25 protein-coding genes, 2 tRNA genes and 2 pseudogenes are annotated in these 26,261 nt (G+C 38.0%); 26 read left to right on the top strand and 3 right to left on the bottom strand.

Translation table 11 applies throughout. The annotated features are described in order from the left end of the window. Nucleotides 1-618: phage recombination protein Bet (gene bet / locus ACFINZ_RS05090; RefSeq protein WP_375701203.1), on the bottom strand; the 618-nt coding region annotated here is incomplete at its 3' end. A 75-nt stretch (nt 619-693) separates the two neighbouring features. Then, nucleotides 694-1,278, bottom strand: a complete 585-nt coding sequence (locus tag ACFINZ_RS05085; protein ID WP_375701202.1) for a hypothetical protein — start codon at nt 1,276-1,278, stop codon at nt 694-696. A 205-nt stretch (nt 1,279-1,483) separates the two neighbouring features. Between ACFINZ_RS05085 and ACFINZ_RS05080 the strand changes: the two genes are divergently transcribed. From ACFINZ_RS05080 to ACFINZ_RS05060, 5 genes and pseudogenes are all read left to right on the top strand, one after another. Further along, on the top strand, nt 1,484-2,494 hold the full coding sequence (locus tag ACFINZ_RS05080) for an alanine-zipper protein (RefSeq protein ID WP_375635066.1): 1,011 nt from the start codon (nt 1,484-1,486) through the stop codon (nt 2,492-2,494). A gap of 11 nt (nt 2,495-2,505) precedes the next feature. Further along, on the top strand, nt 2,506-2,928 hold the full coding sequence (locus tag ACFINZ_RS05075) for a hypothetical protein (protein ID WP_375701201.1): 423 nt from the start codon (nt 2,506-2,508) through the stop codon (nt 2,926-2,928). Between the two features lie 99 nt (nt 2,929-3,027). Further along, nucleotides 3,028-3,444 (top strand): hypothetical protein, encoded by a 417-nt coding sequence (locus tag ACFINZ_RS05070; RefSeq protein ID WP_375634036.1) that lies wholly within the window; start codon nt 3,028-3,030, stop codon nt 3,442-3,444. Between the two features lie 114 nt (nt 3,445-3,558). Further along, a complete protein-coding gene (locus tag ACFINZ_RS05065) occupies nt 3,559-4,086 on the top strand; it encodes an AAA family ATPase (RefSeq protein ID WP_375701204.1) in 528 nt (175 codons plus the stop codon). A gap of 49 nt (nt 4,087-4,135) precedes the next feature. After that, nucleotides 4,136-4,581: pseudogene (locus ACFINZ_RS05060) on the top strand (XRE family transcriptional regulator). Between the two features lie 23 nt (nt 4,582-4,604). On the opposite strand, the gene ACFINZ_RS05055 reads toward ACFINZ_RS05060, so the two are convergent. Beyond that, a tRNA-Val gene (locus ACFINZ_RS05055) sits at nt 4,605-4,680 on the bottom strand. A gap of 173 nt (nt 4,681-4,853) precedes the next feature. On the opposite strand from ACFINZ_RS05055, the gene ACFINZ_RS05050 reads away from it, so the two are divergent. From ACFINZ_RS05050 to ACFINZ_RS04950, 21 genes and pseudogenes are all read left to right on the top strand, one after another. After that, nucleotides 4,854-4,930, top strand: a tRNA-Asp gene (locus ACFINZ_RS05050). Nucleotides 4,931-5,224: 294 nt separating this feature from the next. Continuing rightward, nucleotides 5,225-5,590, top strand: a complete 366-nt coding sequence (locus tag ACFINZ_RS05045; protein ID WP_005773599.1) for an NADH-quinone oxidoreductase subunit A — start codon at nt 5,225-5,227, stop codon at nt 5,588-5,590. Next, nucleotides 5,581-6,162 carry a NuoB/complex I 20 kDa subunit family protein gene (locus ACFINZ_RS05040; RefSeq protein WP_375606831.1) on the top strand — a complete coding sequence of 194 codons (582 nt, stop codon included), beginning with the start codon at nt 5,581-5,583 and terminating at the stop codon, nt 6,160-6,162. Before ACFINZ_RS05045 ends, ACFINZ_RS05040 begins: the two co-directional genes overlap by 10 nt. 14 nt (nt 6,163-6,176) lie before the next feature. Next, complete coding sequence (locus ACFINZ_RS05035; protein WP_375613458.1) at nt 6,177-6,788, top strand: NADH-quinone oxidoreductase subunit C; 612 nt, start codon at nt 6,177-6,179, stop codon at nt 6,786-6,788. Nucleotides 6,789-6,909: 121 nt separating this feature from the next. Beyond that, a complete protein-coding gene (locus ACFINZ_RS05030; RefSeq protein ID WP_375613457.1) occupies nt 6,910-8,100 on the top strand; it encodes an NADH-quinone oxidoreductase subunit D in 1,191 nt (396 codons plus the stop codon). Next, nucleotides 8,100-8,790: pseudogene (gene nuoE, locus ACFINZ_RS05025) on the top strand (NADH-quinone oxidoreductase subunit NuoE). Before ACFINZ_RS05030 ends, nuoE begins: the two are co-directional and overlap by 1 nt. A 129-nt stretch (nt 8,791-8,919) precedes the next feature. Continuing rightward, a complete protein-coding gene (gene nuoF, locus ACFINZ_RS05020; RefSeq protein WP_375701200.1) occupies nt 8,920-10,224 on the top strand; it encodes an NADH-quinone oxidoreductase subunit NuoF in 1,305 nt (434 codons plus the stop codon). A gap of 68 nt (nt 10,225-10,292) precedes the next feature. Then, the gene (gene nuoG, locus ACFINZ_RS05015) at nt 10,293-12,362 is read left to right on the top strand and encodes an NADH-quinone oxidoreductase subunit NuoG (RefSeq protein ID WP_375613455.1); all 2,070 of its coding nucleotides are present in this window, start codon (nt 10,293-10,295) and stop codon (nt 12,360-12,362) included. A 21-nt stretch (nt 12,363-12,383) separates the two neighbouring features. After that, nucleotides 12,384-13,430, top strand: coding sequence for an NADH-quinone oxidoreductase subunit NuoH (gene nuoH / locus ACFINZ_RS05010; protein WP_375632259.1), 1,047 nt, complete (start codon nt 12,384-12,386; stop codon nt 13,428-13,430). Nucleotides 13,431-13,444: 14 nt separating this feature from the next. Further along, nucleotides 13,445-13,936 carry an NADH-quinone oxidoreductase subunit NuoI gene (gene nuoI / locus ACFINZ_RS05005; protein WP_375634047.1) on the top strand — a complete coding sequence of 164 codons (492 nt, stop codon included), beginning with the start codon at nt 13,445-13,447 and terminating at the stop codon, nt 13,934-13,936. Nucleotides 13,937-14,030: 94 nt separating this feature from the next. Beyond that, nucleotides 14,031-14,651, top strand: a complete 621-nt coding sequence (locus ACFINZ_RS05000; protein ID WP_375611880.1) for an NADH-quinone oxidoreductase subunit J — start codon at nt 14,031-14,033, stop codon at nt 14,649-14,651. A 14-nt stretch (nt 14,652-14,665) separates the two neighbouring features. Further along, nucleotides 14,666-14,974, top strand: a complete 309-nt coding sequence (gene nuoK / locus ACFINZ_RS04995) for an NADH-quinone oxidoreductase subunit NuoK (RefSeq protein WP_273791275.1) — start codon at nt 14,666-14,668, stop codon at nt 14,972-14,974. A gap of 6 nt (nt 14,975-14,980) precedes the next feature. Next, nucleotides 14,981-16,945, top strand: coding sequence for an NADH-quinone oxidoreductase subunit L (gene nuoL, locus ACFINZ_RS04990; RefSeq protein WP_375634676.1), 1,965 nt, complete (start codon nt 14,981-14,983; stop codon nt 16,943-16,945). Then, nucleotides 16,945-18,414: an NADH-quinone oxidoreductase subunit M gene (locus ACFINZ_RS04985; protein WP_273791287.1), complete on the top strand. Its 1,470-nt coding sequence runs from the start codon at nt 16,945-16,947 to the stop codon at nt 18,412-18,414. Before nuoL ends, ACFINZ_RS04985 begins: the two co-directional genes overlap by 1 nt. Nucleotides 18,415-18,431: 17 nt before the next feature. Then, entirely contained in the window at nt 18,432-19,886 is a 1,455-nt protein-coding gene (nuoN, locus tag ACFINZ_RS04980; RefSeq protein WP_375684044.1) for an NADH-quinone oxidoreductase subunit NuoN, read from the top strand. After that, nucleotides 19,886-20,695 carry a biotin--[acetyl-CoA-carboxylase] ligase gene (locus ACFINZ_RS04975; RefSeq protein WP_375684045.1) on the top strand — a complete coding sequence of 270 codons (810 nt, stop codon included), beginning with the start codon at nt 19,886-19,888 and terminating at the stop codon, nt 20,693-20,695. The genes nuoN and ACFINZ_RS04975 overlap by 1 nt, the downstream gene beginning before the upstream one ends. A gap of 45 nt (nt 20,696-20,740) precedes the next feature. Beyond that, on the top strand, nt 20,741-22,417 hold the full coding sequence (locus tag ACFINZ_RS04970; protein ID WP_375662516.1) for a ribonuclease J: 1,677 nt from the start codon (nt 20,741-20,743) through the stop codon (nt 22,415-22,417). Between the two features lie 203 nt (nt 22,418-22,620). Further along, nucleotides 22,621-23,946, top strand: a complete 1,326-nt coding sequence (gene proS, locus ACFINZ_RS04965) for a proline--tRNA ligase (protein WP_375634058.1) — start codon at nt 22,621-22,623, stop codon at nt 23,944-23,946. A gap of 11 nt (nt 23,947-23,957) precedes the next feature. After that, complete coding sequence (locus ACFINZ_RS04960; protein ID WP_375634060.1) at nt 23,958-25,226, top strand: lipoprotein-releasing ABC transporter permease subunit; 1,269 nt, start codon at nt 23,958-23,960, stop codon at nt 25,224-25,226. Beyond that, nucleotides 25,226-25,906: an ABC transporter ATP-binding protein gene (locus tag ACFINZ_RS04955; RefSeq protein WP_375621231.1), complete on the top strand. Its 681-nt coding sequence runs from the start codon at nt 25,226-25,228 to the stop codon at nt 25,904-25,906. The genes ACFINZ_RS04960 and ACFINZ_RS04955 overlap by 1 nt, the downstream gene beginning before the upstream one ends. Before the next feature lie 64 nt (nt 25,907-25,970). Continuing rightward, on the top strand, nt 25,971-26,258 hold the full coding sequence (locus ACFINZ_RS04950) for a succinate dehydrogenase assembly factor 2 (RefSeq protein ID WP_375634061.1): 288 nt from the start codon (nt 25,971-25,973) through the stop codon (nt 26,256-26,258). Nucleotides 26,259-26,261 lie beyond the last annotated feature (3 nt).

The following is a 26,261-nucleotide window of genomic DNA, read 5'->3' as shown; positions in this document are numbered from 1 at the left end:
TTCTTCTTCTGTTTGAGTGATGTTTATTAATTGTTTGATTTGCGTAAGCACATCATAAGAAACTAACTTCGTTTGTAGGTTATGGTTTGTTTCATTGATACGTTTTGCTTCATCTTCTTCATAAATACCGGAAAGCCCGAAAGCATAGCGAGCACATTGTATAGTGGCTTTATGGCGCAACATACGTGCTGGATATTTTTGCCATGCTTCACTTTTTTCTTGTTCGCATTCTTTGCGATATTCGGTGACTTCGATAGGGTCTTTAATCCCTTTGAGACGAATAGCACATTTGATAGCAATGATATTGCCATCCTCATTGATTTGATCTTGAAAGGTCATGCCATCAAAGTCAGGATTTGATTTGATGATCTTTATCCAACCGTCGATAGAAACAACGGGTATGATGCCGCCGCCTTTTTTAGGGAGAGCATAGATTTCTTTTGTTAAAGGGTTAAGTCCATAAGTATTGGCAACAAAAAGAAAAACGGCAAATTCTGCATCAGAGATGGCATTAGCATTTTTATATCCAATACAAGTTTTTATGATTGTTTCTCGAAATTCTTCAGCAGAAAATCCATATTTTTCTGCCATTTCGTTTAAAAAAGTAGAATTTGTCATGTTTTTTTCCTTTATTTGCGTACAGTTTTCCCGTGGCATGAATCACGCTGGTGTTTAAAAATTGGTTTTTCGGTGTTAGAAACGGCTTATGTAGCTTATATCGCTTGCTGAATAGTCACTTTCGTAGATGATTGAATTGCGTCCACGAATTTCAAGATTACCAGAAATATTTACATTATCGAAAATATATACTCCATCTAGAATTTTTATATTTCCGGAAATGTGTGCTTTATCACTTATATAAGCATCTCCATAGACACGGGCATTGCCATAAACATGGCCCAAAACTCGAGCCTCACCATAAATTTGTGCATTGCCGTAAATTTGCGCATTGCCGTAAATTTGCGCATCATATTCAACATATGCTCCACCGCAAACTTTTGCATTTTCATAAACACGCGCCCTGCCTGTAATTTTTGCGCGTTCAAATACTTGTGCATTGCCGAAAATCTTAGCGTCACCATAAACTATAGCTTTATGCCAAACCCAACAATCGCCTTCATGCGATAGGTTGTCTTCTTTTTGTATATAGCCGCCTAAGTAACCTTTTTTAATATTTCTAAAATCTCTTAATGCACGTATGCGATAAAGTTTTTTACTTTTATCGGTTCTTGTATCATGAAATTCTTTTATTTCATCAGTGAGCTCGTATTTTTTCATCTGGTCTTTTCTCCAGTTGAGATTCTTCTATTGTCATTAATCCTTTCTTATACAAATTTGATCCACACACTCATCCCACTTGTTATGTGCAAATGAGTGGTTTTGATTGATTCAAGATAAACAGCTTTGAAATGAGAGAATCCTACGTTATTCGAGACTCTCATTCAACATACAAAACAGTGAATTATCATTATAATTCAATGCATTGTCACAATCAGAGACAGCGGTAAGCACATCAGAAGAGGCAAAGGCTCTTTCAGAACAGACAAAGGATGCGTGTGATGAAGTTAAAGCCTCCATTTCCTCTGTTAAGAGAGTTGCCGAATCGGCGCAAACAGGAGTGGAACAAGCCTCGCAAACAGCTTCAGAAGCGAAGGGTTTGGCGGAAGCGGCGAAAAGTGCAGCAGAGAGTGTAACAGAGAAAGTAGATCAAGCACTAAGAGAGGCTAGCGATGCAAAATCTAAAGCAGAAGGCTTAGAAACAATAGCCAATGAAGCAAAATCCACGAGTGATCATGCAAGCCAAACCGCTTTGAGTGCAAAAAGTTTATCAGAAGAAGCCAAGGAAGTAGCCGAGACTGCGAAGTCGACAGCAGAAGAAGCGAAGAGTGTTGCGGAGCAAGCAAAAGAAGAAGCTGATACGACGAAGCAAGGGCTTGGAGAGGTCAAGAGTTCATTAGACATGGTTACAGCAACGACAAATTCTGCGAATACAGCCGCCTCTGAGGCAAAAGCTTTAGCGGAAGAAGCAAAAAGTGCATTGACAGAAGTTCAAGAGAAGGCACAGAGGAACAGTGACAGTCTTTCTTTTCTTGAAGGTAGTGTAAATTCTTTTTCTACTTATTTTTTAGAGAATGTGCGTTTTGTTCAACCACAAAGAATTCGGGAAGCGGATTTGCAAAAAAGAAGAGGTATTATAATCAACAGCGGCGCATTTTTTCGCTGTTATCATGGTGGAGAGCATGGGAATAGGTACACCTTGCACCGTCTTACAAAGGGTGTGAGTTTTCTTATTACAAAACCTCTTGAAGCAGGCAAGGATTATTATATTTATCTTATACTAACCCTCACTAATAATAATGAGATCGGCTTTAATGTTTCGGACAATCCGACGGTTCATAAGAGCCATTTTTTAATCCTTTCTTATACAAATTTGATCCACACATTCATCCCGCTTTTGACGTGCAAGGGAATGATTTTGATTGATTCAAGATAAGCAGGTTTGAAATGAGAGAATCTTACGTTATTCGAGACTCTCAATCAATATACAAAACAGTAAATTATCATTATAAATCAATTTCTTGTCATCTAGCTACCGTGGATCACGATGAAAATGGCAATGTGATCTATGCAACCGATGAAAATGGAAATCCTATAAGAGACAGTCATGGAAACCCACAGCTGCAATATCATTATTTAACGGATGAAAAACAACAGAATTTACAAAAAGGTTCTGATGGCAAGGTTCATGTCTCCTTTAATGGCATCTTTACTCCACCAGAGGAAGCTGCTGTTTATGCGGTTCAATATGCGAAGGATAAAAATGCACCGCTTTATTTTGTTGTGTTCCCAGAAGCCAATTCTGCTATCTCAGAACTTCTGGTCGCGGGCTATCAGAAGCTTCTGGAAGGCAGACTTTTTTGGGATTGACCAATTCAACACAAGAAGCAAAAGATCTAATGTCTCGCTATGGTAACACAGGATTGCATTTTGATGCCCATAGTTGTGGCAGTTTGACAGGCTTTAATTATGATGAATTCTTTCAAACAAGAAGGTGTAAATGATGTAGCTGGCAATACAACGATCAATTTCCATGGACCAGCGGCTAATGTTTTAGTTGCATCCGGTCTGTTAGGTTATGTGAGTGATGGCAAACAAACCACTATTGGTTTTGATGGGAATAGATATGACTTTGTAAGCAGAATTATTAGCGGCAATGGCTATACTTATGAGACAATACCTGCTGGCAGTAACTGGTGGAAAGAAACATGGAACATGTTCACAAATACTTACAATCCCCATACTTGCCTTGGAGATGCGAGCCAAGCATGTCGGTATGTTTATGGCTCATCCAATCGAGTACAAAATAAGAAAAAAATCTTGGTATTGGTTTTCAGGAAGATATTGTTGATTGTGATGACAACGATGCTGTTAAGCAGCGTATAGGATTGATCAATGGTTATTTGAAGTCAGTAGTGAAGGAAGGTTGGGTGGATATTACTGAAGGGAAGAGCCTTTTTGATGATTGTATAATAGAAAAATCTAATAGTGGTTTTGTAGATTATTGTTTACAAATTAAAGCAAATAACCTCTTTTTTTTATTTACATGAGAGAAGTAAAGGGGTTATTTGGTTTTTTTGTTTTAAAGTCCTTACAGAAGTTCGCAGGCATAGAAGCAAAAATGGAATAATTTTTTTATTGGATGAGTCAGCAAATAATTTACATATTCACCCACAGAGGAAAATATTAAGCTCCTTACAAACTTTATCGAGCATAAAGGGCAATAAAGTAATTTATTCGACGCATTCCCCTTATCTTATTAACGACGATAATTTGGATAATTTGTTTACCGTACGTAATGAAGCAAATGATTTTGAAGCGCCTCGAATTGTTTGTGAAAGATTTCTGGAATTAACTACATCTACTGAAGAAACTGTGAGGGCTGTTGAGCCTATTGTTCAAAAAACATGGATTACACACCTTGGAACAGGAGCTGATTGGATTATAAAAAAATTTAATGGAGTTGCTGCTAATGCAAAGAAAGTAAATCACATTGCTGATTGCGTGAAACATATTATTGGTGGATAATTTTCTCAGTTTATGCCGTAAAGCTTATACTCTTACGAGTTTTATTTAAATGCTAACACCCTTTTGTAAAACTTTACGCAAACTTCGTATTGATCACTCCGAACGTCTCTTAGATATGGCTAAGAAATTAGACATATCTGTATCATTTTTATCTTCTGTAGAGATTAGCAAAAAATCTCTACCTATTGGCATGGAAGAAAAGATCATTGAACTCTATGATTTAGATCAAGAGGTAGCAGAAATTTTGAAAAGAGAATCGGATTCTTGTTGTAAAAGTTTCACTATAAAGTCTTCTGATACATTTAGATGTGAAGCTGTTGGTATGTTTGCTAGACTGATAAACATTATTTCACAAGAAGATTTAGAACTATTAAAAAATTGTTAGAGAAAGCTGGCAAAAAGAATGCGCTTTGTAAAGGAAAGAGTAAAAACCATATTCCCCTAACTTTATTTAGGCATCCCTTAATCTTTAAAAAATATATGAAGAATCAATAACTGAATAGGAATATAAAGCTATATGGTGGGCGATGAGAGACTCGAACTCCCGACATCCTCGGTGTAAACGAGGCGCTCTACCAGCTGAGCTAATCGCCCAATGCAATGATCAGCAATTGAATGGAAACTCTTTAAGGAAAAATTTTTCTAAACGCAAGAATAAAGATAGGATTTGATAATTTTTTTTAAAAATGCATAATCCTTCTTGACATAAACGCATGAACCCCTTACACGACCGCTTGTACCCAATTAAATTGGTTCAAAAAAAATGCGCGGGTGTAGCTCAGTTGGTTAGAGTGCTGGCCTGTCACGCCGGAGGTCGCGGGTTCGAGCCCCGTCACTCGCGCCATTTCGTGATTCCTTATAAAATTTCCTTTTTAAAATATCCATATGCTATGAGTAATGTGGTGAAGTGTTTGATTGGGGAATAAATATTTTCTTTCTTTTTATATGGTTTATAAGAATAGGGCTTGCGTCTTTCTTTGCTCTGCGTTACCTATGCCGATAAGAAAAGTATCGCTCTGTATGCCTTTGAAGCAGTATGAATAGAGTTAATAGAGCGATTGTTAAATTTGTCTGTTTGGTCACGCAATATTGAATCATTGTGTTAAACTCAGGCATTTCGTTACGATGGAAGAGGGTTATGGCTTATTTATTGAGCTCTTATTTGCCAGTCTTAATTTTCATTATTGTGTCAGCGGTTATTGCTGGAGTTTTGTTGATTACACCTTATATTGTAGCATATCGTTCCCCCGATCCTGAAAAATTATCGGCTTATGAATGTGGGTTTAATTCATTTAGTGATGCACGCATGAAGTTTGATATTCGTTTCTATTTGGTATCAATTTTATTTATTATTTTTGATCTTGAAGTTGCATTTCTTTTTCCTTGGGCTGTTTCATTCGAATCAATAGGTATGTTTGGCTTTTGGTCGATGATTGTGTTTTTAGCGATTTTGACTATTGGATTTATATATGAATGGAAAAAAGGAGCCCTTGAATGGAATTAAGATCTAATAATTCAACGATTGAGGCTCCAAAACCAAAAGGAATCATTGATCCAAATACTGGTGGGCTGATAGGATCTGACGATAAGTTTTTTCGTGATATCAATGCTGAATTATCAGATAAGGGTTTTTTAGTTACCTCGGCAGATGCTTTGATTACTTGGGCACGTACCGGTTCTTTAATGTGGATGAGTTTTGGTTTGGCTTGTTGTGCTATCGAAATGATGCAATGCTCAATGCCTCATTATGATAATGAGCGTTTTGGATATGCACCACGAGCTTCACCCCGCCAGTCAGATGTGATGGTGGTGGCAGGTACTCTGACAAATAAAATGGCTCCTGCTTTAAGAAAAGTGTACGATCAGATGCCAGAGCCACGTTATGTGATTTCTATGGGATCATGTGCAAACGGTGGGGGATATTATCATTATTCCTATTCAGTAGTGCGGGGATGTGATCGTATCGTGCCTGTCGATATATATGTCCCAGGGTGTCCACCTACAGCAGAGGCATTATTATACGGCATATTGTTGCTACAGAAAAAAATCCGTCGTACCGGATCCATAGAGCGATAGAGAGTTTTCTTGTCATGGTGGATGAAACATTGGTTGAGCTTGCTGCTTATTTGGAAAACAAATTAAAAAATAAGCTTGAAGAGACTGTTCTTGCTTTTGGTGAATTGACCATTGTGGCACGTCTTGATGCAATTATCGATGTCTTAATGTTTGTTCGTGATGATTCTCGCTGTCAATTTATTAATCTTACAGACATTAGTGGTGTGGATTATCCTTCTCGCGATAAGCGCTTTGATGTTTCTTACCAATTGTTATCTCCTCGTGAGAATTTACGCTTACGTGTAAAAGTTCGTACAGATGAAAATACTCCTGTTGCTTCAGCTTGTACGGTTTATCCTGGCGCAGAGTGGTATGAACGTGAAACGTATGATATGTATGGGATTTTATTTTCAGGACATCCGGATTTGAGACGGATTTTAACAGATTATGGGTTTGAAGGATATCCTTTACGCAAAGACTTTCCTGTGACAGGATTTGTTGAATGCCGTTATGATAATGAAGCAAAGAGGGTGATTTATGAGCCTGTTGTTTTGCGCCAAGAGATGCGTAATTTTGATTTTCTTTCTCCTTGGGAAGGAGGACAGTATACTTTGCCATGTGATGGGAAAGCAGATGAAAAAAAATAATATTGGTTTTGATAAGGCATTATATTAGGGTACTGTATTTCTTAAATAATTAAATATTTTTTAGCGTGATAGATTTTTTTGATATTTGATATGAAGTTTTTTAAAAAGCAAGGGGTTGATTGTGGCTGAGGTCAATGTTCGAAACTTTAATATCAATTTTGGTCCGCAGCATCCTGCCGCGCATGGGGTTTTGCGCATGGTTCTGGAGCTGGACGGTGAAGTTGTTGAGCGTGTAGATCCACATATTGGGTTGTTGCATCGCGGTACTGAAAAATTAATGGAAACAAAGACTTATCTCCAAGCTGGTCCTTATCTAGATCGTTTGGATTATGTTGCTCCTATGAATCAGGAACATGCTTTTGTTCTTGCTATTGAAAAGTTATTAGATATAAAAGTTCCTAAAAGAGGGCAATTAATACGTGTTTTGTTTTCTGAAATTGGGCGTATTCTTAATCATTTGCTTAATGTAACGACACAGGCAATGGATGTTGGTGCTTTAACACCACCGCTTTGGGGATTTGAGCAACGTGAAAGATTGATGATTTTTTATGAGCGTGCCTGTGGTGCTCGTCTTCATGCAAATTATTTTCGTCCTGGTGGCGTGCATCAAGATTTACCAGAATCTTTAGTTGAAGATATTGGTGATTTTATTGATCCATTTCTTGTTTCTCTCGGAAAACTTGATGCGCTTGTGACCCCAAATCGGATTTTTAAGCAGCGTAATGTGGATATTGGCGTTGTAAGTATTGATGAAGCTTGGGCACGCGGTTTTTCTGGGGTTATGATTCGTGGAGCTGGTGTTCCATGGGATTTGCGTAAAAGTCAGCCTTATGAATGTTACGATGAAATGGAATTCGATATTCCTATAGGTAAAAATAGCGATTGTTATGATCGCTATCTTATTCGTATGGAAGAAATGCGTCAATCAGCGAAAATTATGCGCCAATGTGTGGAGCGTTTACTGAGTACTGAAAAAAATGGACCAGTTTCGAGCTTGGATCGCAAAATTGTACCACCGACGCGGAGTGAAATGAAAAGCTCGATGGAAGCACTGATTCATCACTTTAAACTCTATACGGAAGGTTTTCATACACCTCCTGGAGAAGTATATGTTGCTGTGGAAGCTCCGAAGGGTGAGTTTGGTGTTTATCTTGTTTCTGATGGAACCAATAAGCCTTATCGTGTCAAGTTGCGTGCTCCTGGGTTTGCTCATCTCCAAGCTATGGATTTTTTAACCAGAGGTCATATGTTAGCAGATGCTACAGCTATTTTGGGTTCGATTGATATTGTTTTTGGGGAGGTTGATCGCTAATGTCCGTACGCCGTCTTGCAGATGATGTTTATCAGCCTGCGGAGTTTTCTTTTACAAAAGAAAATCAGATATGGGTAAAAAATACCATAAAAAAATATCCTGCAGGGCGTCAGCAGTCTGCTGTAATTCCATTATTAATGCGTGCTCAAGAGCAAGATGGTTGGGTGACACGTGCTGCAATTGAGCATATTGCTCAGATTCTTTCCATGGCTTATATCCGTGTCTTAGAAGTTGCGACTTTTTATACTCAGTTTCAGCTTAAGCCTGTTGGAACAAAAGCGCATATTCAAGTTTGTGGTACAACGCCTTGTATGTTACGTGGTTCTGATGAATTGATTAAAGTTTGTCAGAAAAAAATTCATCATGAACCTTTTGCGACCAATCAGGATGGAACCTTATCATGGGAAGAAGTAGAGTGTCTTGGTGCTTGTGTGAATGCTCCGATGGTTATGATTTTTAAAGATACTTATGAAGATCTTACAGCTGAACGCCTTGAAGAAATTATTGATGCATTTGAAGCAGGGAAGGGTTCTGAGATAGCGGTTGGTCCGCAAAATAGTCGTAAATCGTCGGAACCGATTAGTGGTTTAACTTCTCTTATTGATGATGAGAAAGAAAAAAAGATCTCTCAAGTCTTCACCAAAAAAGGATAAGGAAAGAATGGGGAACATAATTAAGTATTTTTCTTGAGAAAATATTTTATTATTCTACCCATGATGGCAACATTTAACGAAAAGTAAGAAGTCTTGAAAAGATATTTAAAAATTGCATTTGAGGAAAAGCGGAAAATGCTATGGGTAATAGAAAAAAAGGTGGGGTATGCTAGCTGATAAAGATCGTATCTTCACCAATATTTATGGTTTAAAAGACAAATCATTAAAGGCTGCGATGTTGCGTGGGCATTGGAATGGTCTGAAAGAAATGATTGACAAAGGTCGTGATTGGATCATTGATGAAGTGAAGGCATCGGGTTTACGCGGTCGTGGTGGTGCTGGTTTTCCTACTGGAATGAAGTGGTCCTTTATGCCAAAGCAGAATGATGGACGTCCTCATTATTTGGTTGTCAATGCCGATGAATCTGAACCTGGAACTTGTAAAGACCGTGATATTTTACGTCATGACCCCCACACTTTGATTGAAGGATGTGCAATCGCTACTTTTGCTATGGGAGCCAATGTTGCTTTTATTTATATTCGTGGTGAATATATTCGTGAACGTGAAGCGCTTCAAGCTGCCGTTGATGAATGCTATGATGCGGGTTTACTTGGCAAAAAAACGAAATATGGGCATGCTTGTGATATTGTTATTCATCATGGAGCGGGTGCTTATATTTGTGGTGAAGAAACAGCTCTTCTTGAAAGTCTTGAGGGAAAAAAGGGACAACCTCGGCTTAAACCACCATTTCCTGCCAATATGGGGATTTATGGCTGTCCAACAACAGTAAATAATGTAGAGTCTATTGCCGTTGTTCCAACGATTTTGCGGCGGGGTGCTTCGTGGTTTTCATCAATCGGACGAGCAAATAATGTTGGAACGAAATTATTTATGGTTTCAGGGCATGTTAATGCACCTTGTACATTTGAAGACGCTCTTGGTGTTTCATTCCGTGAATTAATTGAAAAACATACGAGTGGTGTTCGTGGTGGATGGAATAATCTTTTAGCAGTTATTCCAGGGGGGGCTTCTTGTCCAGTCGTTCGTGGTGAGGATATGATCGATGCGATCATGGATTTTGATGGGATGCGAGATGTCGGGTCTTCTTTTGGCACAGGGGGAATGATTGTTATGGATAAATCAACCGATATTATCAAGGCAATTTGGCGTATAGCTGCTTTTTTCAAGCACGAGAGTTGTGGTCAGTGTACACCGTGTCGTGAGGGGACGGGATGGATGATGCGTCTTTTAGGGCGTATGGTTGAGGGAAGAGCGCAAAAACGCGAGATTGATCTTTTGTTTGAAGTGTCTAAACAGGTTGAAGGACACACTATTTGTGCGCTTGGTGATGCTGCCGCATGGCCTGTACAGGGGTTGATACGTAATTTTCGTCCAGAAATCGAGCGTAGAATTGATGAATACACGCGAAATGTAGTCCAAAGCAAAAATATTGCTTTAGAAGCGGTTTAATAAAGGATTTTGTTTTAAGAGCGACCGAATGCAAATTTTAAGTGGGTTATCCGCAGGTTGGATGGGTGATGATAAATATCAAAGTTGATGGCAAAGAGATTGAAGTTCCTGATTACTACACGTTGCTTCAGGCTGCTGAGGCGGCTGGGGCAGAAATTCCACGTTTTTGTTTTCATGAATCTTTGTCAATTGCTGGAAATTGTCGTATGTGTTTAGTTGAGGTTAAGGGTGGTCCACCAAAACCTCAGGCTTCTTGTGCTATGGGGGTTCGTGATTTACGATTAGGGCCTAACGGTGAGGCACCTGAGATTTTTACCAATACACCGATGGTAAAAAAAGCACGTGAAGGTGTTATGGAATTTCTTCTCATTAATCATCCTTTGGATTGTCCAGTGTGTGATCAAGGGGGAGAGTGTGATCTTCAAGATCAAGCAATGCTTTATGGACGAGATTGTTCTCGTTATACAGAAAATAAACGTGCTGTAGAAGATAAATATATTGGACCTCTTGTCAAAACTGTTATGACACGATGTATTCATTGTACACGGTGTGTTCGTTTTACAACGGAAGTTGCAGGTATTTCTGAGCTTGGTTTGATCGGTCGTGGTGAAGATGCTGAAATTACGACGTATCTTGAAAAAGCTATGACATCTGAATTACAGGGAAATGTTATTGATCTTTGTCCAGTGGGAGCTTTAACTTCAAAACCTTATGCGTTTCATGCCCGTCCGTGGGAATTGGTAAAAACGGAATCGATTGATGTGATGGATGCGCTTGGTAGTGCTATCCGTATTGATAGCCGCGGCCGTGAAGTTATGCGGATTATGCCGCGTACGAATGAAGATGTAAATGAGGAATGGATCTCTGATAAAACGCGTTTTATTTGGGATGGATTACGGACTCAGCGGCTTGATAAGCCATATGTACGCAAAGATGGAAAGCTTCAACCTGTCAGTTGGACAGAAGCTTTTGCAAAAATTAAAATGGTAATCTCTAAAATTTTTCCAGAAAAAATTGGAGCCATTGCGGGGGATCTTGCTTCTGTTGAAGAAATGTATGCCCTTAAAGCATTATTGAGTTCTTTGGGCTCAACGCTTTTTGATTGTCGTCAAAGAGGGGGGGCTTTATCGCCAGAGTTTGGGCGCTCGAGTTATATTTTTAATCCTACAATTGTAGGTATTGAACAGGCTGATGCACTGCTTATTGTGGGATCTAATCCACGTCATGAAGCAGCTGTTTTAAATGCGCGTATTTTAAAGCGCCAACGGATGGGCAATTTTCCTATTGCATTAATTGGAGAGAAAGTCGATTTACGTTATCCTTATTCTTACCTTGGATCTGGGAGTGATACATTAACGACACTTATTCGTGGAGAGGATGTTTTTTTTAATGTCTTAAAAGAAGCGAAGAGGCCCCTTATTCTTATCGGAGAGGGAGCGGTTTCAGGAAGTGAAGGTTTATCTGTTTTAAAAAGTCTTGCTAAATTAGCTGATAATATAGGTGCTCTTAGTGAGACATGGAATGGGTTTGGGGTTCTTCATAATGCAGCTTCGATTGTTGGAGGGTTGGACATAGGCTTTACTTCTAAGCTTGGGGTTGCAAATATACTTAAAACCTGTGAAGTTCTATTTTTGCTTGGTGCTGATGAAGTAGAATTAGCCAATACAAAAGCTTTTACAGTTTATATTGGGAGCCATGGTGATAATGGTGCACATGCTGCTGACGTTATTTTGCCTGCATCTGCTTACACTGAAAAATCAGGGCTTTATGTGAATACAGAAGGACGTGTTCAAATGACAAATCGGGCTGGTTTTGCTCCAGGTGAAGCAAAAGAAGATTGGGCTATTTTGCGTGCTTTATCGGATATTTTAGGACAAAAGCTCCCTTTTGATTCTCTTTCTCAATTAAGGCAATGCTTGTTTAATGATTATCCACACCTTTGTGCTGTTGATGATATAGTGCCTTCTGATATAAGTGGTCTTAAGGCGCTTGGTTCAAAAATGGTTTCTCTCGAGAGTCAAGCATTTACTTCTATGGTTAAAGATTTTTATTTAACAAATCCGATAGCACGTGCTTCTGCTGTTATGGCTGAATGTTCATCTCTTGCAAAAAACCGTGCTACACAAACAGTAAAGTAAGGCAAAGGAAAAGGAATAATGATGTATGATTTCTTTATGACTTGGCTGTTGCCATTACTCATTATAATCGGAAAAACACTTCTTCTTTTGGTCGTTCTTTTGGTCTTAGTTGCTTATCTTCTTTATGCAGATAGAAAAATTTGGGCAGCGGTACAATTGCGTCGTGGACCAAACGTTGTTGGACCATGGGGTTTGTTACAGTCTTTTGCAGATTTAATTAAATTTGTTGTTAAGGAGCCTATTATCCCTGCAGGTGCAAATAAGGGTGTTTTTCTTTTGGCTCCTTTTGTTTCAGCGACACTTGCTTTATCAACTTGGGCTGTTATTCCTGTCAATGAGGGTTGGGAGATTGCAAAGATTAATGTTGGCTTGCTTTATATTTTAGCCATTTCATCTCTTGAAGTTTATGGTGTTATTATGGGGGGATGGGCATCAAATTCAAAATATCCTTTCTTAGGAGCTCTTCGTTCGGCGGCACAAATGGTTTCTTATGAAGTTTCCATTGGTTTTGTGCTTGTGACTGTCATTTTAATAAGTGGTTCGTTAGATCTCACAACAATTGTTTTTAAACAAACGCACGGGCTTGGTACAACTCTTGGTCTTCCTTTTAACAGTTTTCTCGATTGGAATTGGTTGGTCCTTTTTCCAATGTTTATTATATTTTTTATTTCTGCGCTTGCAGAGACAAATCGTCCTCCATTCGATTTGGTGGAAGCAGAATCCGAACTTGTTGCTGGTCATATGGTAGAATATTCTTCAACGCCTTACATGCTCTTCTTTCTAGGTGAATATGTTGCGATTGTTTTAATGTGCGCATTAACAACCATTCTATTTTTAGGCGGTTGGCTGCCTCCCTTAGATGTTTGGTGGCTTAATTGGGTTCCTGGTATCATTTGGTTTGTTTTAAAAGTCTGTTTTGTATTTTTTTGGTTTGCTATGGTTAAAGCATTTGTTCCACGTTATCGCTATGATCAGCTCATGCGGCTTGGTTGGAAGGTTTTTCTTCCTCTCTCACTAGCAATGGTTGTGATAACTGCTGCTTTTTTAAAGTTTACGGATTTCGTTTAAGAGGAGATGTTACGATGTCAGGTTTTATTCAGGCGGCAAAGTCACTTCTTCTATTGGAATTTGTGAGTGCTTTTTTCTTAGCTATGCGTCAATTTTTTTCACCAAAACCCACGATTAATTATCCTTATGAAAAAGGTTTTGTATCTCAGCGTTTTCGCGGTGAGCATGCATTGCGTCGCTATCCAAATGGTGAAGAACGGTGTATTGCTTGTAAATTATGTGAAGCGATTTGTCCTGCTCAAGCGATTACAATTGAAGCTGGGCCACGGCGCAATGATGGTACACGTAGAACTATCCGTTATGATATAGACATGGTTAAATGTATTTACTGTGGTTTTTGTCAAGAAGCCTGTCCGGTTGAGGCTATTGTCGAAGGTCCAAATTTTGAGTTTGCGACGGAAACACGTGAAGAACTTTATTATGATAAAGAAAAACTTTTATTGAATGGAGATCGATGGGAGCGAGAAATTGCTCGAAATATATTGATGGATGCGCCTTATCGTTAAGTGTATCGTTAAATGAGGTGTCGGATATTTTTCCGATAAATTGTAATCTGGTATGAAGTTTATACCAATTGTTTGAATAATTAAGGAGAAGCCTATGCTAACAGATCTAGCGGCGGCATTTTTCTATTTGTTTGCTTTTATTATGCTAACAAGTGCAGTTATTGTTATTACAGCACGCAATCCAGTGCATTCTGTTTTGTTTTTAATCCTCGCATTTTTTAATGCAGCAGCTTTGTTTTTACTTGCAGGAGCAGAGTTTTTAGGGCTTATTCTGCTTGTTGTGTATGTTGGAGCTGTCGCTGTTTTATTTTTATTTGTCGTTATGATGCTTGACGTTGATTTTGCTGAGTTAAAGAGTGGAACTCTTCGGTATGCTCCTATTGGAGCTCTTATTGGTGTTATTATCGCTGTAGAATTGATTGTTGTTTTTATGAGTAGCTATTTTTCTCCAGTCTTGAGAACGCATGTTACGCAACCAATGCCAGATTTAGCGCAGCGAACAAATACACAAGCATTAGGTGATATTCTCTATACGGATTATGTTTTCTATTTTCAAATTGCTGGAATGATTTTATTGGTTGCAATGATTGGAGCTATTGTTTTAACACTTCGTCATAAATTAGGAGTAAAGCGGCAATCTATTGCGGAGCAAGTTTCTAGAACGGTAGAAAGTGCCATTGAAATCAAACAAGTTGAATCAGGCAAAGGTATGTAAGGGGGGCTATGCAGATGTATATTGATATTACACATTATCTCACTGTTTCTGCTTTAATGTTTACAATTGGTATTGCTGGAATTTTTCTCAACAGAAAAAATGTGATTATTATCTTGATGTCCATTGAGCTTATATTGCTTTCAGTTAATCTCAATTTTGTTGCATTTTCAGCATTTCTTCATGATCTCGTTGGTCAGGTATTCGCTTTATTTGTCTTAACCGTAGCAGCTGCTGAAGCTGCCATTGGTTTAGCAATTCTGGTCGTTTTTTTCCGTAATCGTGGTTCCATTGCGGTTGAAGATGTTAATGTAATGAAAGGCTAACCAGTGATGTATTATACGATTGTCTTTCTTCCGCTTTTGGGTTTTTTAATTGCTGCACTAGGTGGAAAAACGATAGGAGATCGTGCGAGTGAATTGATAACATGTAGCTTTATGGTTGTTGTTGCCATATTATCGTGGATAGTATTTTTCAGTACTGCACTTGGTCATATTCCAGCGATTGATGTATTGGTATTACATTGGATGACTGTTGGTGACTTAAGCTTTAATTGGGCTTTACATGTTGATGCATTAACAGCTGTCATGCTTATTGTTGTGAATAGTGTTTCGGCATTAGTGCATATTTATTCAATTGGTTATATGCACCATGACCCTTCAAGGTCTCGTTTTTTTTCTTATCTTTCTTTGTTTACATTTATGATGCTTATGTTGGTCACATCCAATAATTTGATTCAGATGTTTTTTGGATGGGAAGGTGTCGGACTTGCTTCTTATTTACTCATTGGTTTTTGGTTTCAGCGCGATTCTGCTAATAAGGCCGCAATGAAAGCTTTTGTAGTTAACCGTGTTGGAGACTTTGGTTTTCTCTTAGGAATCTTTAGTATTTTTGTTTTGTTCCAATCGGTTGATTTTGCCTCTATTTTTGCAAAAGCTGCCGACAAGAGCTTTATACAAAATATGACATTTTTAGATTGGCAATTTGATGGGCAGACGGCAATTACCATTACATGTCTTTTATTATTTATTGGTGCGATGGGAAAATCCGCACAATTTCTTTTACATACTTGGCTGCCTGATGCAATGGAAGGGCCAACTCCTGTATCAGCGCTTATTCATGCCGCTACAATGGTAACGGCTGGTGTTTTTATGATTGCGCGTATGTCGCCAATTTTTGAACTTTCTTCAACTGCTTTGACCGTGATTATTATTGTTGGTGCAACAACAGCGTTTTTTGCAGCAACTGTGGGGTTGGTGCAGAATGATATTAAGCGTGTTATTGCTTATTCTACATGCTCTCAACTTGGTTATATGTTTGTGGCATTAGGTGTTGGAGCTTATGGCGCTGCTGTCTTTCATCTTTTTACGCATGCTTTTTTTAAAGCCTTATTGTTTCTTGGTGCAGGTTCTGTGATTCATGCTGTGTCTGATGAACAAGATATGCGAAAAATGGGTGGGTTACGCAAACATATAAAGATCACCTATTGGATGATGATGGTCGGGACCATTGCCTTGACCGGAGTTGGAATTCCAGGAACACTTTTCGGGACTGCAGGTTTTTTCTCAAAAGATGCGATTATAGAGTCTGCTTTTGCATCTCATAATATTGCTTCAGGATATGCTTTTTATCTTCTTGTTTTTGCTGCCTTTTTAACAAGTTTCTATTCATGGCGACTTATCTTTATGACATTCCATGGTAAACCACGGGCAACAGTTGATGTGATGCATCATGTTCATGAATCGCCTCCAGTTATGTTGATTCCACTCTTTCTTTTATCTATTGGAGCAATATTTTCTGGTGTCGTTTTCCAACCTTACTTTTTTGGTGACTTGTATAATGCTTTTTGGAAGGGAGCATTGTTTACAAGCAGCCATAATCATATTCTTCATGATGCTCACCATGTTTTTAATTGGGTAAAATGGTCGCCTTTTATAGCAATGATTCTTGGGTTTATGTTGGCTTATTTATTTTATATTGTGGCTCCCTCTCTTCCCAAGAAAATGGCGCGTATTATGCCAGGAGTGTATCACTTTCTTTACCAAAAGTGGTATTTCGATCAATTATATAACTTTTTATTTGTTCGTCCTACCTTTAGAATTGGTTCTTTTCTTTGGAAAGTGGGAGACGGTAAGATTATTGATGGTCTAGGTCCCAATGGTATTGCAGCGCGTGTTGTTGATATTACAAATAGAGTTGTTCGAATGCAAACAGGCTATCTTTACCACTATGCATTTGCAATGCTTATCGGCGTTGCATTGCTCATTACATGGATGATGATCGGGGGCGTAAACTAATGACCGATTGGCCTATTCTTTCTACGGTTACATTTTTGCCGCTTGTTGGTGTTCTTCTGATTTTGTTTATCAAAGATGATAGTGAAGTAGCACGCCATAATATACGTAATGTCGCATTTTTTACGACTCTATTTGTTTTTATTATTTCTTTAATTATTTGGATAGGATTTGATTCTAGCAACCAAAATTTTCAAATGGTTGAAAAATCCAGTTGGTTAGGGGGTGGTATTAGCTATCATATGGGGGTCGATGGTATTTCTATTCTTTTTGTTGTTCTCTCGGCTTTTCTTTTGCCTTTCTGTATTTTAGCAAGTTGGGAGAATGTTAAAGAGAGATTAAAAGCCTATATGATTGCGTTTCTTCTTCTAGAAGTTGCGATTATTGGTGTTTTTTGTGCTCTTGATGCAATGCTATTCTATGTTTTTTTTGAAGGCAGCCTCATTCCAATGTTTATCATTATAGGTGTATGGGGAGGAGCACGTCGTGTTTATGCAAGTATAAAGTTTTTCTTATATACTTTACTTGGTTCAGTGCTTATGCTGGTTGCTCTTATGGTTATGTATTGGGAGGCTGGGACACTTGATATACCAACTTTACTCAATTATCAGTTTCCTGCTCATATGCAAATATGGTTATGGCTTGCATTTTTTGCTTCTTTCGCAGTTAAAATGCCAATGTGGCCAGTTCATACATGGCTCCCTGATGCTCACGTAGAAGCACCGACAGCGGGTTCTGTTATTTTAGCTGGTGTCTTACTTAAATTAGGTGGGTATGGTTTTCTTCGTTTTTCTTTGCCTATGTTTCCTATCGCTTCAGCAGATTTTGCGCCTTTTGTTTTCACATTATCGCTTATCGCTATTATTTATACATCACTGGTTGCACTTGTTCAAAGTGACATCAAAAAACTTATTGCATATTCCTCAATAGCGCATATGGGATATGTAACGATGGGTATTTTTGCTGCGAATGAACAGGGGATACAAGGGGCTATTTATCAGATGCTATCCCATGGAATTGTTTCAGCAGCATTGTTTCTTTGTGTTGGGGTTATCTATGATCGCTTGCATACACGTGAAATTTCAGCGTTTGGTGGTTTAGTGAATAATATGCCTAAATATGCTGTTGTTTTCTTAATTTTCACCATGGCAAATGTTGGTTTGCCTGGAAGCTCAGGATTTTTGGGTGAATTTTTAACCTTAATAGGTGTTTTTCAAGTAAATAAATTGGTTGTTGTTTTAGCAACAACAGGTGTTATCTTATCGGCAGCCTATGCCCTTTATCTTTATCGGCGTGTGGTTTTTGGTTCCTTGGATAAAGAGAATTTAAAAGTATTAATAGATCTTTCTTTAAGAGAAAAATTCCTCCTTTATCCAATGGTTATTCTTACAATATTCTTTGGTATCTATCCAACGCCTATTCTTAAGGCAACGGCGTTTTCTGTAGAAACCCTCATCAATAAACTGCACTAGATAAGGGAAGAATGCACATGCAAACTGAAATAATAGCGCAATTAGTCTTAATTCTTCCAGAGCTTTTAATTACATTAGGAGCTGTCGTGCTGCTTATGATTGGTGTTTATTCCAATACACGTGCTTCTTTAACAGTGACAGGTTTAGCTATAGCACTTCTTGTGGCAACCATTATTATTCTTATAATTTTTCCGAAAAATGGTTCATTTCAAACCAATGCGCTCGTTATCGATTCCTTTAGTCGTTATATGAAAATTTTAATGCTTATTGGTGCACTCTTTTCTCTTATCATGTCTGTTGGTTTTGCCAATGCACAAAAGTTTAATATATTTGAGTTTCCAGTACTTATTCTTTTAGCAACCCTTGGAATGATGTTTATGATTTCAGCGGGTAATATGCTGTCGCTTTATATGGGGTTAGAGCTGCAATCTTTAGCTTTATATGTTTTAGCAGCGATTAATCGTAATAATGTAAAATCTTCTGAAGCCGGTATAAAATACTTTGTTTTAGGAGCATTATCTTCAGGGTTGCTTCTTTATGGTATTTCTTTGCTTTATGGTTTTACCGGTCAAATTGGTTTTCACGAAATTGCTCTTGCTTTAAAAGATAAAAATGTACAATTGGGGGTTATTTTTGGAATTGTCTTTATTTTAGCTGGTTTGGCTTTCAAAATTTCTGCTGTTCCGTTTCATATGTGGACACCTGATGTTTATGAAGGAGCGCCCACACCGATTACAGCATTTTTTGCTGGTGCCCCTAAAGTTGCTGCAATGGCTTTAATCATCCGTATTATTGTGGTGACCTTTATTCCCCTAGGGCGTGTTGATAACGTGATGCCTGCATGGCAACAAATTTTGGTGTTCATGGCGATTGCATCAATGATACTGGGTGCTTTTGCTGCAATCGGTCAGAATAATATTAAGCGCTTAATGGCTTATTCGTCGATCAGTCATATGGGTTATGCACTTGTTGGTTTATCTGCTGGAGATATGCTTGGGATAAAAAGCGTTATCCTTTATATGACTATTTATCTTGGAATGACGATTGGTTCATTTGCCTTTATTCTTGGAATGCGCTCTCAGAATGGAAATGTTGAAAATATTTATGATCTTTCAGGGTTAGCAAAGACGAATCCGTTTATGGCTGTTGTGATGACAATACAGCTTTTTTCTTTAGCAAGCATACCTCCTATGGCTGGTTTTTTTGGAAAGTGGTATACATTTTCTGCTGCTGTCCACGCTGGACTTACGCCACTTGCTGTCGTTGGGATGATAGCGTCTGTTGTTGGGGCTTTTTACTATTTGCGAGTCATTAAAATTATGTGGTTTGATGATGCAAAAGCGCATTTTGTTGCTTTATCGAAAGAGCTTCAATTTTGTCTTGGTCTTTCTGTATTCTTTATTTTATTTTACGCGCTTTTTGGAGTTTGGTTCGCTGAGCTAGCAGAAAAAGCAGCAACAGTATTGTTTTAATGAATATGGTTTATACTTTATCAGATTTTGCACAAAAACAGGGATACACTATTGAAGCGTACGATAGTGTTGATTCAACAAATCTCATTGCGCAACGAAAAGCGCTAACTGGTCATCAAGGTAATCTTTGGATTGTTGCACAAGAACAATCACAGGGAAGAGCAAGAAGAGGGAGGACTTGGTCTAGTCCAAAAGGGAACCTTTATTCTAGTCTTTTATTAATTGATGATATTGTTCATCAAACTGCAGCTCAACTTGGTTTTGTTGCTGGAGTAAGTGTGGCAGAGGCAATAAAACAATTGATAAAAGAGGAAAAACAGACAAACAATATTGTGAGCTTAAAATGGCCAAACGATATTTTGCTCAGAGGAGAAAAAAGCTCTGGAGTTTTGCTTGAGATTTTAAAATTGTCATCACAACAATATGCCTTGGTTATTGGTATTGGAATAAATGTGAAATATAATTATGAAGATGCACCCTATTCCACTTCAAGCTTAAAGAATATCGGTTTGCGTATTGATGCAGAACAATTATTTACGGTTTTGACAGAGTGTTTTTCTAAAAATTACCTTCTTTGGAAACAATCAAAAGGATGTGAAATAATCCGAAAAAAATGGCTTTTATATTCCGCTCATCTTGGGAAACATGTCAAAGTGGTGAATGATGAAAAAGTCATTGAGGGTGTTTTTGATGGTCTTGATAGTGATTTTAACTGCATCATAAAGCAAAAAAATGGTCAGACAGCCATTATAACAGCTGGAGATGTTCATTTTGGTTCGGCTGCTTCTGTTAATGCAGGTCGTTATTGAAAAATTATTTTATCATCAGATACCTTAATGATTTGGGAGAGGTTTATGGTTGCAGCCAATAGATGTGAATTTGTTTTTTTACCTCTGGGAGGTGTAGGTGAAATAGGGATGAATTTAGCTGCTTACGGATTTGGTCCCCAAAATCTTCGTGAATGGCTGCTGGTTGATATGGGGATTAGTTTTGCTGGTTCTGAATTACCAGGTGTCGATCTTGTTTTGCCTGATATTCGTTTTCTAGAAAGTGAAAAACACAATATACGGGGTCTTGTTTTAACACATGCACATGAAGATCATTATGGGGCCGTTCTTGATTTATGTCCAAAGTTACAAGTGCCGATTTACTGTACGCCTTTTACGGCAGGATTATTGGAAACTAAAAAACAATTAGATTTTGAATCTCAAAAAATTTTACTCAATATTTTTCAAGCTGGTGATTGTTTTCAGGTAGGTTCCTTTGCTGTAGAGGCTATAGCCGTTAACCATTCAATACCAGAATCTGTATCTTTAGCAATTACAACCTCTTTGGGGACTGTGATTCATACTGGTGATTGGAAAATTGATTATACCCCTTCACTCGGGGCTGTAACCGATGAAAAAAGATTTCGTGCTTTAGGCAAAAAAGGTGTTTTAGCATTACTTTGTGATTCCACAAATGCATGTCGGGATGGTATATCTCCTTCAGAACAGCAAGTTCAAGCCAGTCTTTCAGAGATTATTTCTAAAGCTGAAGGGCGTGTTGCGATAGCGACTTTTTCTTCTAATATTGGTCGGATACGTTCTATTGCTCTTGCAGCTGAAGCTGCTGGACGTAAGGTGCTTGTCATTGGGCGTTCCCTTAAGCGAAGTATTATGGTTGCACAAGAGCTTGGTTATATGAATGGTTTAGCACCATTTGTAACGGAAGATGATTATGGCTACATCTCGCGAAAAGATCTTGTTTTAATTGTCACAGGGAGCCAAGGTGAGCCATGTGCTGCTTTAGCTAAACTGTCACGTGATGGAATGAAAAGTATTGCACTTTCCGCTGGTGATACCGTTATTTATTCATCACGAAGTATTCCAGGAAACGAAAAAGCGATTATTGAGGTACAAAATCGTTTCATTGATTTGGGTATTAAAATTATTACGAATGAAGATGCACTTGTTCATGTTTCAGGTCATCCCCGTCGTTCAGAACTTTTACAGATGTATGATTGGATAAAGCCACAAATACTTGTCCCTGTACATGGGGAAGCAATGCATCTTAAGGCTCAGGCAACTTTAGCACGTCAAGCGGGTATTAAAACTGTTATGGATATCAGAAATGGCCATATGTTACGTCTTGCACCAGAGCCTGTAGAAGTTATTGATCAAGTTCCTGTTGGCCGCATCTATAAGGATGGTTGCCTAATTGGAGATGAAGATGAATTAGGGATTCGTGAACGCCGCAAACTAAGTTATGCTGGTCATGTTACTATTTCTCTCCATATAAATAGTAAGCATGAATTATTAGGGGATATAGGTCTAACAACATTCGGGTTACCTGAAAGTAATGGAAAGGGGGAAAGTTTAAAAGATATTCTTTTAGATATCGTAGAAAATACAGTTTATAATATCCCACGCATGAAACAGAAAAATAATGAACTTATTCGAGAGGCAACACGACGTGCAGTAAGAGCGGCTGTTCATGAAATTTGGCAAAAAAAACCTATCTGTACAGTTTTTTTACATCGGTCAAAATAAAAAAACTTTCCTATTACGTTATTTAAAAAGAGAAGAGCATTTTTATTTTATTGCTAAATAAGAAAAATAGAGAATAAAGCACAATAAATTTTTAAATGATAAGATCGTTATATTTGCAAGTATTCAGAATGCGGCTATAGATGAATAGAGGGTGTGATAAATTGTTCCGATATGATAGGTCTGATTAGGAGTTAATTATTTCAATGCGTCTTTCTCAATATTTCCTTCCACTTTTAAAAGAGAATCCTAAAGAAGCAGAAATTGTTTCTCATCGCTTCATGTTGCGCGCTGGAATGATTCGACAACAAACATCAGGGATTTATTCTTGGCTTCCTTTGGGAAAAAAAGTGCTTGATAAAGTTTGTAAAATTATTCGTGAAGAGCAAGAACGTGCGGGTGCAATAGAAATATTGATGCCTACAATTCAGTCTGCTGATCTTTGGCGTGAAAGCGGTCGTTATGATGATTATGGTTTGGAAATGCTCCGCATTAAAGATCGTCAAAAGCGTGATTTACTTTATGGTCCAACCAATGAAGAGATGGTAACAGATATTTTTCGCTCTTATGTTCGTTCTTATAAAGATCTTCCGCTTAATTTATATCATATTCAATGGAAATTTCGTGATGAAATTCGTCCACGTTTTGGTGTGATGCGAGCACGAGAATTTTTAATGAAAGATGCTTATTCTTTTGATCTTGATTATGAAGGCTCTGAAACATCTTATAATCGTATGTTTGTTGCTTATTTACGCACTTTTTCTCGCCTTGGCTTAAAAGCAATTCCTATGCGTGCAGATACAGGTCCAATAGGGGGGAAACTCAGTCATGAATTTATCATTTTGGCTGAAACAGGAGAGAGTGCTATCTTCTGTGATAAACAATTTCTTGAACTTACCGTTCCTGATAGTTCAATTGATTTTAGTGATAAAGCTGTTTTAGATGATATTGTTAAGCAATGGACATCTTTTTATGCAGCAACGGAAGAAATGCATAATGAAGAGGAGTGGGCTAAAGTTTCTGATCATAATCGTCTTTCAGCGCGTGGTATTGAAGTAGGGCATATTTTCCACTTTGGTACTAAATATTCCGCTCCAATGGGAGCAAAAGTTATGGGACAAGATGGAAAAGAGCATGTGGTCTCTATGGGATCTTATGGTATTGGGCCTTCGCGTCTTGTTGCGGCCGCTATTGAGGCTTCTCATGATGAAAATGGTATTATTTGGCCAAAGTCGATGGCACCGTTTGATTTTGGGATTATCAATATGAAGCCCGATGATGAAAAATGCACACAGGCATGTGAGTTTCTCTATCAGGGATTAAAGAAGGTTGGTTTTGATCCGTTATTAGATGATAGAAATGAACGTCCTGGATCAAAATTTGCAACAATGGATTTGATTGGTTTGCCAACGCAAATCATTGTTGGTCCTAACAGCATTGCACAAAATGAAGTTGAAATTAAAGATCGAAAAACAGGAATAAAAAAATCTCTAAAGGTTGAAGATGTGCTCAGCCAACTTTCTATAATTTAATAGGAAATATTATGAAGAGGCTGAAAAACAAATGCTTTTCATCTTATGAGTGGATGATCGCTTTTCGTTATATGATTCCCAATAAAAAACATGTCGTTGCATCTGTTATTTCAATTATTTCTCTTATTGGGATTATGTTGGGCGTATTTGCTCTGGTTGTTGTTATGGCGGTGATGAATGGCTTTCGTACAGAACTTCTCAATCGTATTCTTGGTATGAATGGGCATCTTATTATTCAAACAGTTGATTCTGGTTTTTCTGATTATAAGACTCTTATTTCTTCTTTAGAAACTACAAATGGTGTGAAGTTTGCTTTACCTGTTATTGAAGGTCAAGCGCTTGTTCAAGGTGAAGTTCAAGGTGGCTCTGGCGCGTTAGTTCGTGGTATGCGCAAACAAGATCTAGAAAAGCTTAAAACAGTCTCTCAAAACATTAAATTAGGATCGATTTCTCGGTTTGATCAAGAAGAAGGTGTTGCAATTGGAAGTGGCTTAGCAGAAAAATTAGGACTGACAGTTGGAAGAGATATTCGTATTATTACTCCAGATGGTGATGAGACTCCTTTTGGCGTTACCCCACGTGTGAAAGCTTATAAAGTCGTTGCTATTTTTGAAGTTGGTATGTCTGAATATGATTCAATATTTATCTTTATGCCTCTCCATGAAGCACAAATGTTTTTTAATTTGGGAGATAAGGTTCAGTCTTTAGAATTATTTCTAAATGATCCTGATGCTGTTGATCAAATAAAACCTGTTGTAGAAAAAGCAGTTGATCAACAGGTCTATTTAATTGATTGGCGTACACGCAATCAGGCTTTTTTTTCAGCCTTACAGATTGAACGAAATGTTATGTTTTTCATTCTTTCTCTGATCGTTCTTGTTGCTGCTTTAAATATTATTTCAGGGCTGATTATGCTTGTAAAAGATAAAAGTCATGATATTGCAATTTTACGCACGATGGGGGCTCAACAGAGTGCGATTTTGCGTATATTTATCATTACAGGAATGATGATTGGTTTTATTGGAACTATATTGGGTTTAGTTTTAGGTGTTATCGCGACTGCGAATATTAATCATATCCAAGATTTTATATCTTGGTTATTTAATGTCGACGTTTTTAATCCTCAACTTTATTTTTTAACAAAATTGCCTGCACAAATTGAGTGGAAACAGACCGTCTTGGTTGCTATGATGGCTTTATTCTTGTCGTTTCTTGCTGCTCTCATTCCGGCATGGCGTGCTGCTAAGCTAGATCCCGTACAAGCTTTGAGGTATGAATAATGACAGCTATTTTAGAGCTTGTAGAGATTGAAAGACACTTTTTCGAGAGTCATAAGCCTCTCATTGTTTTAGATAAAGCCAATTTTATTCTTAATCGTGGAGAGCTTGTCGCACTTGTTGCACCATCTGGTGCTGGAAAATCAACACTTCTTCATATTGCTGGATTATTAGAAAAACCAACAGCTGGTGATGTGATGTTACGGGGTGTTTCTTGTGCAAAGCGCTCTGATAGTGAGCGAACAGCTATAAGACGAAATGATATTGGTTTTGTTTATCAATTTCATCATTTACTTCCAGAGTTTACGGCGTTAGAAAATGTCATGATACCGCAAATGATAGCAGGATTAAAAAAATCCATAGCAGAAGATCGTGCGCGCAAATTATTAACGTATCTGCGTATTTCTCATCGTGCGAACCATCGTCCCTCAGAGTTATCGGGAGGAGAACAACAACGTGTTGCTATTGCACGTGCAGTAGCAAATGGCCCTTCGGTTCTTTTGGCTGATGAACCTACAGGAAATCTTGATCCAGTAACTTCAGCTTATGTCTTTCAAGCTTTATCTATCCTTGTTCGTCAGTCTGGTCTTTCTGCTCTTATTGCAACACATAATTACGCTTTGGCTAAGCAAATGCATCGTCGAATTACACTTAAAGAACAAAAGATTATAGAACTTCCTTAAAGCAAGGTACAAATTTTTACGACTAATTGAATAGTTTATATTACTTTATTCAAGGAGATTTTTTATGACAGTTTTTGTCGTTGACAAAAATCAATTAGATGCTCGTCGTCGTCGATTGATTTTTCGTGCATGGCATCGCGGTATTCGTGAAATGGATCTCATTTTTGGACATTATGTCGATGCTCATATCACTGAGATGAATGATAGAACGCTCTCTGAGCTTGAGTATATTATGTCTTTTGATGATCGTGATTTACTCACATGGATTACTGGAGAAATTTTGCCCCCCTCTGAAGTTGATAGTCCACTTTTCCGTGATATTGCCAATTATCGTACTTGCTTAAGTTATTAATCC

This window comes from Bartonella sp. AA81SXKL (genome assembly GCF_042196945.1).
Taxonomy (GTDB): domain Bacteria; phylum Pseudomonadota; class Alphaproteobacteria; order Rhizobiales; family Rhizobiaceae; genus Bartonella.
The sequence above is the reverse complement of the archived record's forward strand: the minus strand, read 5'-3'. Positions and strand labels throughout refer to the sequence as shown.